The following is a 7,530-nucleotide window of genomic DNA, read 5'->3' on the forward strand; positions in this document are numbered from 1 at the left end:
AGAGAGCAGAATGAACGTAGCCACGACTATATCAAACGACACCTCATACTACGGTGATGAAGCGGCAACTCTGGGCGACCGGATCGTCGCCGCGCGCGAAGCCGTTGGATACTCGCAAAAGAAGCTTGCCAGTCGCCTGGGCGTCAAACTGAAGACCGTACAGGGATGGGAAGAAGACCGTGCCGAGCCACGTGCAAACAAGGCGCAGATGATGTCCGGCATTCTTGGGGTCTCTCTGGTTTGGCTTCTGAGCGGTGAGGGGGAAGGTGTGCTTGAACCAACCGATACCACTTCCGGATCGGAGGATATTCAAGGCATCCTTGATGAAATTCGGAGCCTCCGGACGGATATGACTCAGACCACCCGCAGGCTGAGCACTGTTGAAAAACGCCTGCGCGCCAGACTTTGACATCTGCGCAAATGCGAACTTCAGGCATGACCTATGGCCATGCCTCAAACGACAATAACAGGGAGCAGATGATGACAGGACCGGATCCCAGCCTTGTGTCCGTTGATCCGGCGCAAGGCGCCCGTTCGGACACCAATTCCGAGCCCGTGGCTACACCGCTTGAAGTCCGCGAAAAGGCCGGATTGACCGTGGCGGAAATGGCCGAACTTATCGGGATGAGCGAGCTCGGTTACAAACTGTGGGAGAACGGAGCCCGCCGCCCCGGAGGACCTGCGTTTAAGCTCCTCGCGCTACTGGATGCCCATCCGAAAGAAACAGTTACTCGACTTCGACAACAGATTTGAACGATACCCGTGCGGTTCGCTTCGTTTTGCTTGCCAGCCGTGGACACGATTGGTCTCGTTGTCAGGCTAGGAACAGAACTCAAATTTACTTTGGCAATGGGCCGATCACACTGCGGTATCAATGTGCCCAGAATTCCTGTCTCACCATTGTGCCCTAGTGCCCGAAATTGGCCTTTGAAGCAGACTTTCAGCGCAATGCGTGCGTGCAGCTGCACTGAGCATCACAGAACTCAGTTTCTGCCAGTTCGTCAATAGCTCCGTTTCAAAGGTGGTATCACGCTGAATTTTTCCTCTCAGTTATTCTCTAAGCCACCTAGTCATTCACTGCTCTCAAAAATTAACATCTCCGTAGCACACGCTTTGTGACGAGGGTGCGTCCTTGACTCTTCACAGGCTAGGAACCACAAGAGTGTATTGGAAAGATATATTCGTCGCCGCGATGCTGCCGGCTTCGATGATCCAATGGCCTTCAGACTAACTGTAGCATGTGCCCCAGCATTGGAACGGGTTTCGCTGGGGTCTTCGCTATGAGCTCGTTCCTCGCTAGCATTCGCAACTGTCACCTGACAAGCACCGGTCTTCGGGTGACCCATGAAAGAAGGCGCCGTATGAACAGCACATGGCACATAAATTGCGTGCTCGATGCCCGATAGATCAGGTCTCAGGCTCCGTTTCAATCAGTCATTCATCGTGTTTTCGCACCGCGTTCTTTGCCTGATCCCGACACTCTTGGTGTTGCTCTCAGGAACGCAGCTTCCTGCCCAAGTCGCAGGCAATGCCGACGGATCGATTTGTGACGAAGGTTTCGAAAACAAGAACGGATCCTGCCAAATAACAGACGTACCAGAAAACGCATATTTGACGGGCAGCTCCTACGGCAGTGGCTGGGAATGCACTCATGGTTTCCAGAGTGTAGGAGAATTTTGTGAGGAAATAAGAGTTCCAGAAAATGCCTATCTTGCATCAACCGGAGATCGGTGGGAGTGCAATCGGCTATTCCAGCGTGTCGGAGAAGAATGTGAAGAAGTAATTTCACCTCAAAATGGGTACGTCGAAACTAGGTTTGGCGTGCTGGAAATACACTGCAACTGGGGATTTCGTAAGGAAGACCAGGATTGTGTCGCGATTAGTGTCCCGAGCAACGGCCGCCTGACTGACAAAAACAGCGCGGATGGTTGGGTGTGCCTCAGAGGTTTCAGAGCAACGGAGAGCGGTTGCGAACCGGTGGCAATTCCACAGCATGCATACCTCGCACCTGAAACCTATTCTGGATGGAAATGTGAACGTGGCTTTCGCTCAAACCAGGACAGGTGCGTTGCGATCCTTGTCCCTGCAAATGCTCACTTGAATCGAAGAGGTGATGGTTGGGATTGCAATCAGCCATTCACACGACAGAACGATAAGTGCACCGAAAATGTGCCGCGACAATAGGTTGATGGAAATCAATACCGCCTGACAATTCCGGAAGGACGAAGCCGTGAACCATAACTCGATTGACGAAAACCTGGGCAAAATGCTCAGAGCCGAAAGAGCGCATCGCTGGTCCTACAGAGTAAAGATGTCAATCGCGTTAGCGGTGTTTGTTGCGGCCATAATTGTAGTGGTGTTTCTCTGATGCGTAAAAATGCCCCTCAAGTAACCCTTCCCGGTTCAAAGGTATCAGCTTGTGGTTTGGAACAAAGAGCATTTCAGGACCGCAGTATTCGTAAGTCGCGGAACGCTGACGTATCAGGAGTGATTGAAGAAGAGTTTGGAAAATACTTGATTAAGGCTGGCATTCTGAGTGGTAACTGCGTTGCGCGCGCATTTCCCAAGCCACCGGCTAAAACGCAGGCAATGATTGCCGATGCAGTTGGCGAAACACCAGCATTGGCCATTGAAGCCTTAAAAGAAATTCTCGAAGAACGAGAAAGGAAGCGTAGCGGTCAACGCCGTATGGAGGGAAACTCCGGCACCTTCGTTCCCAGTGAAAGAGAATATGCAGAGGCATTACGACAGATCAGGCTCACCCCTGCGCAGGTCACAATGCTCAAAGCACTTACAATCGCAGGCAAGGAAGGTCTGACCATTGGTCACTTGTCTCAGGCGGCCGGTTACAAATCGCGCGAGGCCTCCATCAAGGTCTTCAAGAAAATCGGACTATTGATTGCAGAATATTTGGAACTCGAACTTCCCGAAGCTGGATCGGCACAGAATGATGGCGCTGCACAGGTCCTGGCATATTCTCATATCGAAAGTGACGATGAACCAGCGACTTGGATCATGCATCGGGAACTGCGCGATGCTGTTCGTTCGGTTCTATGACGTGCGTTCCACCGCCTGCTTTTTGAAGCGAACTCCGAACCGGAACAAATGCACGAAAGGTTGCCCACGTAGCTAATGTTGGAAAAAAGACCATATCCTCTCGACCTGATCTATGTCCCTGTGAAACGGGCGAAAACGCTTGATCAACAAAAAGTTCTGACACTGGCCGAAGATATTCTGAAGAACGGCCAGAAGACCCCGATCCAGATACGCGCTGACAACAAAAGGTTCGTGCTGATTGAAGGCCTTCACCGAATAGAAGCCATCCGCGCCTTGGGCGGTGATACGGTCGAAGCCTATTTGGTACGCGCCAGACTACACTAAATACCTATTGGGATTGGCGTTTGACAAAGCCTCGGAAAATGTCAGCAGGCGCTGACTTTTTTCGTCCCAAAGATGCAATCGTGCGCAATGAAGGCTATCAAATAAAGTAATACGCTGGCAATTTTCCAACTCAGAATGGTCACGCAAAACTTCGTCTAGCCGATAAAAAGGTATGCGGCTGGCAAGGTGGTGAACATGGTGTACGCCGATATTGGCAGAAAACCAACGCAGGATGCCAGGCAGGGCATAGTGAGAACTTCCATAGAATGCGGCGTTCTGAAGATTCCACCCTTCTTCCCGCTCCCAGGTCGTGTGTTCAAACTGGTGTTGAATGTAGAAAAGCCAAATTCCAATCGATGATGCGACAATCATGGTTGGCAGGAAAACATACGCCAAAACCTCAATGCCTCCGGCCCAAAAAACCAGAGCCAATAACCCTGCAATCGCGACGTTTGTTCCCATCGCACTTGCCCAATACAGCCAGCCCGACCGCATGAAACCAAGAGGTAAGCGGTTTTGAAGGAAGAACGTATAGACCGGCGCAACACCGAACAGGAAGATGGGATTCCGGGTCAGACGATAAGCGGCACGCCCGAACCACTTCCGCTTCAGGTATTCTTCAGTGGTCAATGTAGGGATGTCACCCATACCACGCCGATCAAGGTTACCGGTTGAGGCGTGGTGGATCGCATGGCTTTGCCGCCAAACGTCATAAGGTGTCAGCGCAAGGACACCCAAAACCCGGCCTGTCCAATTGCAAACGGTACGGTTTCTAAAGAAGGATCCATGACCACAATCATGCATAATGATAAAGATACGGACCAGAAACGCGGCATTCAGGATGGCCAGTAGTATTGCGATCCAGACACTAAAAGATAACGCAAACCACGCTAGGGCCCATAGCGCGAATAAGGGAACAACAGTGATCGCAAGTTCAAAAACACTGCGCTTCGCATCGGCAACACGGTATTGCGCGAGCACCCGCGTCCAGTCTTTGGGTTGCAAGTTACTTGTTCTCCAACGGCTTATAGTAGCCCATTGTTCAAAAGGGCACCCGAAAAGGGTGCCCTTAAAAGGTCAGGCGAGGGCCAGATTAGCGGCGCTTTCGCGTCCGTCACGACCAGCTTCGACGTCAAAAGTAACCTTCTGACCGTCTTTCAATTCGCTAAGGCCGGAACGTTCGACTGCTGAGATATGTACGAACACGTCGCGCTTGCCATCTTCAGGCTCGATAAAGCCAAAACCTTTGGTCGAGTTGAACCATTTTACTGTGCCATTTGCCATGGTGGAAGTCTCCAAATACTTGCCGCCCGCATTATTGCGGCTACTCGGCGTGGTCGGTCTGAATCGAAAGACTGAACGCCGAATTGAGGAGACAGCAGGTCGAAAAAGAAAAACGTAAGCCTTGTGTATATGGACTTCGAGTACCCACGATACAAGTCTTGATGCGGTGGAGGGCAACAGAGAAATCGAGCCTGTCTAGCTTAGAATCTGACAAGTTGAGATGACGCTGTTGCTCTGCGATCCAAACGCGAAGGCGGCTTGGGTAGGCGGTACAAAAGATCAATAACCGCTTTTGGGCCTCTATCCCGCAACATCCGAGACAGCGATAAGCGTCCGTTTTGATGCTGTGGCGAGACTTTGCAAAGTCTGCTTTCTGCGCATCGCTGACATTGGTGCTTTCAGCAACATCGGTTGGTTTGGGCTCAAGGCAGTCATCTGAGTCTTTCAGTCAGATGACGGCTTAGGAACGGAAAGCGGTCATTGTTGGTGGTCATTCCGAGAAATTTCGCCCGAAGGTCTGCATTGAACGACAGCGGACGTTCGCTGAAATCTGCTGCACGTCTGCCAAGCGGACAAACCCGTTACTCGATCCGAACAAAGTCATCCCAATGTAAGTGCTTTCAAGCCGCGTTACTTAACTCTCTAAAAGAATGACGCGAACGTGAACTGCATCCTCTCTGCAACTGCCTTTCGACCGGTAAATAGCTCAAATGCCCGCACGGCCTGAAAAATCGCCATTCCTGCGCCGTTCATCGTATGGCATCCTTTGGCTTTGGCCTGCGCCAGAAACTGTGTCTCAATTGGAAAATAGATGATATCCGCGAGCCATTGATCCGCTCGTACCATCTCTATCGGAAGTGGTATGCCGGGATGTGTATCCATGCCAACCGGTGTTGCATTAACGATACCGTCAAATTCTTCTGCACTTGTGATTGGACCTTTAGAGACTGAAACTCGGCTTCCGGGGAAATTGTGTTCTACCCGTTTTGCCAACTTATTTGCACTTTCCTGCAAAGAATCAGAAATACAGACCTTGCCTACACCGCATTCCAGTAGAGCATGGGCAATGGCAGACCCAGCGCCCCCGGCGCCCAATAGTAGAACACTTCGCTTGGGCACTCGACCAAAGTGTTGCATGAACGCCGTTGCAAACCCCCAATAGTCCGTGTTGTGGGCAATCCTCTTTCCGTCCCTGAAGACAACGGTGTTCGAAGCCCCAACTTTTTGCACCGAACTGCTTACGTCATCTACTTCGTTTAGCACCAGTTGCTTGAAGGGATGCGTTATATTCACCCCAGCAAACCCTTCCGCTTCGCATCGATCCAGAAGAGCATGCAAACTCGAATATGTATGTGCTGTATCGATCGTTTCGTAATCGTAAATGAGGTTGTGGGCCTTGCCCTCCTCGATATGCATTCTGGGTGTCCGAGAAAGACCAATTCCTTGGCCGATCAGACCTGCTTTTATTTCCCTTGGTTGCATATCGTGATCATAGCAAAACGCAGGCCAAAGCATAGTCTCGCCTGTCTTTATGCCTTCAATTAAGACCGCTCGATACCATTGAAACCGTCGCGGGAACGATCGACTGCTAAGGGCTCAAGGCAGTCAGCTGAGTCTTTTCGTCAGATGACGGCTTAGGAACGGATAGCGGTCATTGTTGGTGGTCATTCCGAGAATTTTTGCCTGAAAGTCTGCATTGAACGACAGCGGACGTTCGCAGAAATCTGCTGAACGACCGGCATGCGGACTTTCCTGCCGTTCGTGATGACCGATCAAATGTCTGCTTTGTAGTGCGCCAAAAACATAGCGATGCAATCGTCCAGTACGTCTTTTGGTGTCGGGTTCTCGCCGTGGAAAAACTCTGGCCAGAAGAAAAAGTTTTTGACGAGCGCCAGCAACTGGTTGGTTGCGAAGGTCGGATCGGCCTTTCGGATCACGCCTGCGTCCATGGCTTCGCCGATCAATCTCGTCATCGGGTAATCGTGGGTTTCTGTCTCCGTTAAGAACTTCCGGGACCGGTCGAGATCGCGGATCAGCTCTGATAGGACCATGTGATTTAATCCGATAGCCGTCTCTTCGGTAATCACCGCGATGTACCGCCACAGAGCCTCTGCTTGCGAGCGATCTTTCCTGGTTGAAGTGGTTGTAGACGGAGGAGTGGACCGAGACGATTTTCTGCAGACTTCGCATACGCCTGAAACGCTGCATTGCGCTTTCTCGTTGTCGGAACGGGAGGTGTGAGTTCTCGACGCGGTTGTTTAGCCAACTGCCCGTCCCTTGTTTTTCAAGAGCACCCAATTGTCTGAGCGCAGCCTTACCGGACAGTTTCATGGCTAACGTTGATGCCTCGCTCATGCAGCAGATCTTCGACATTCCGAAGCGAGCGCGGGAAGCGGATGTATAACATCACCACAAGGCGGATGATCTCGGGGCTGGTTTTGAAGTACTTGAAAGAGGCAGGTCTGGTCATGGGCAAAAGCTACTCAACACCCCTAACCCGCTCAAGCAAAGTTATTCGGACAAGACCCTCCCAGCTACTGCTCCGATGATTTCAGTTTGGTTTTTCGGAGGCAGGAACCCTACACAGGGTTAGACTTTGAAGATTTCCCCGCGCTCTTTGTAGAGGCTGCAACATCGCCAACTGTTTTCTCAACAGCTTCAGCTTCGGTTTCAGCGACATATGCTGCACAACGGGCCACGGTTTCGAACCATTCCTGAGCGTCAGCAACCAACCGCTCCGCCGAATGGCGCTGCCACTCCGCCATGCTCTGAAAGGCTTTAGAAGGATCGGACGGGTTCGCGGAAGACACATTGCGTGCAGCTTTTAGAGCCGTCCGGACCGCCTCATGACGCCGTTCGAACCAA

The 7,530-nt window shown here is 51.5% G+C and carries 8 protein-coding genes and 3 pseudogenes; 4 read left to right on the forward strand and 7 right to left on the reverse strand.

All coding sequences use genetic code 11. The features are described 5' to 3' along the window. The first annotated feature begins 10 nt into the window (after positions 1-10). The 4 genes from ACR0FE_RS22030 to ACR0FE_RS22045 all read left to right on the forward strand — a co-directional run bounded on the left by ACR0FE_RS22030 (position 11) and on the right by ACR0FE_RS22045 (position 3,381). Entirely contained in the window at positions 11-409 is a 399-nt protein-coding gene (locus tag ACR0FE_RS22030; RefSeq protein WP_170613981.1) for a helix-turn-helix domain-containing protein, read from the forward strand. 68 nt (positions 410-477) lie between these two features. Further along, positions 478-753, forward strand: a complete 276-nt coding sequence (locus ACR0FE_RS22035) for a helix-turn-helix domain-containing protein (protein WP_480490783.1) — start codon at positions 478-480, stop codon at positions 751-753. A 1,614-nt stretch (positions 754-2,367) separates the two neighbouring features. Beyond that, complete coding sequence (locus tag ACR0FE_RS22040) at positions 2,368-3,057, forward strand: hypothetical protein (RefSeq protein WP_480915292.1); 690 nt, start codon at positions 2,368-2,370, stop codon at positions 3,055-3,057. 75 nt (positions 3,058-3,132) lie between these two features. Beyond that, positions 3,133-3,381 (forward strand): ParB N-terminal domain-containing protein, encoded by a 249-nt coding sequence (locus ACR0FE_RS22045; protein ID WP_480915294.1) that lies wholly within the window; start codon positions 3,133-3,135, stop codon positions 3,379-3,381. Here ACR0FE_RS22045 and ACR0FE_RS22050 read toward each other — a convergent pair. The 7 genes and pseudogenes from ACR0FE_RS22050 to ACR0FE_RS22080 all read right to left on the reverse strand — a co-directional run. Next, positions 3,373-4,386 (reverse strand): fatty acid desaturase, encoded by a 1,014-nt coding sequence (locus ACR0FE_RS22050; protein ID WP_480915296.1) that lies wholly within the window; start codon positions 4,384-4,386, stop codon positions 3,373-3,375. The genes ACR0FE_RS22045 and ACR0FE_RS22050 overlap by 9 nt on opposite strands. A gap of 72 nt (positions 4,387-4,458) precedes the next feature. After that, positions 4,459-4,665 carry a cold-shock protein gene (locus tag ACR0FE_RS22055; RefSeq protein WP_170328727.1) on the reverse strand — a complete coding sequence of 69 codons (207 nt, stop codon included), beginning with the start codon at positions 4,663-4,665 and terminating at the stop codon, positions 4,459-4,461. A gap of 642 nt (positions 4,666-5,307) precedes the next feature. Next, positions 5,308-6,180 (reverse strand): shikimate dehydrogenase, encoded by an 873-nt coding sequence (locus tag ACR0FE_RS22060; protein WP_480915298.1) that lies wholly within the window; start codon positions 6,178-6,180, stop codon positions 5,308-5,310. Positions 6,181-6,437: 257 nt separating this feature from the next. After that, positions 6,438-6,752 (reverse strand): TetR/AcrR family transcriptional regulator C-terminal domain-containing protein, encoded by a 315-nt coding sequence (locus ACR0FE_RS22065; RefSeq protein WP_170614102.1) that lies wholly within the window; start codon positions 6,750-6,752, stop codon positions 6,438-6,440. Positions 6,753-6,855: 103 nt separating this feature from the next. After that, a pseudogene (locus tag ACR0FE_RS22070) lies at positions 6,856-7,020 on the reverse strand (hypothetical protein); the annotation flags it as partial. Continuing rightward, positions 6,983-7,072 (reverse strand): annotated as a pseudogene (locus ACR0FE_RS22075) (IS6 family transposase); the annotation flags it as partial. The pseudogenes ACR0FE_RS22070 and ACR0FE_RS22075, both read right to left, overlap by 38 nt. Before the next feature lie 172 nt (positions 7,073-7,244). Further along, a pseudogene (locus ACR0FE_RS22080) lies at positions 7,245-7,530 on the reverse strand (hypothetical protein); the annotation flags it as partial.

Source organism: Ruegeria sp. K7 (genome assembly GCF_056531785.1).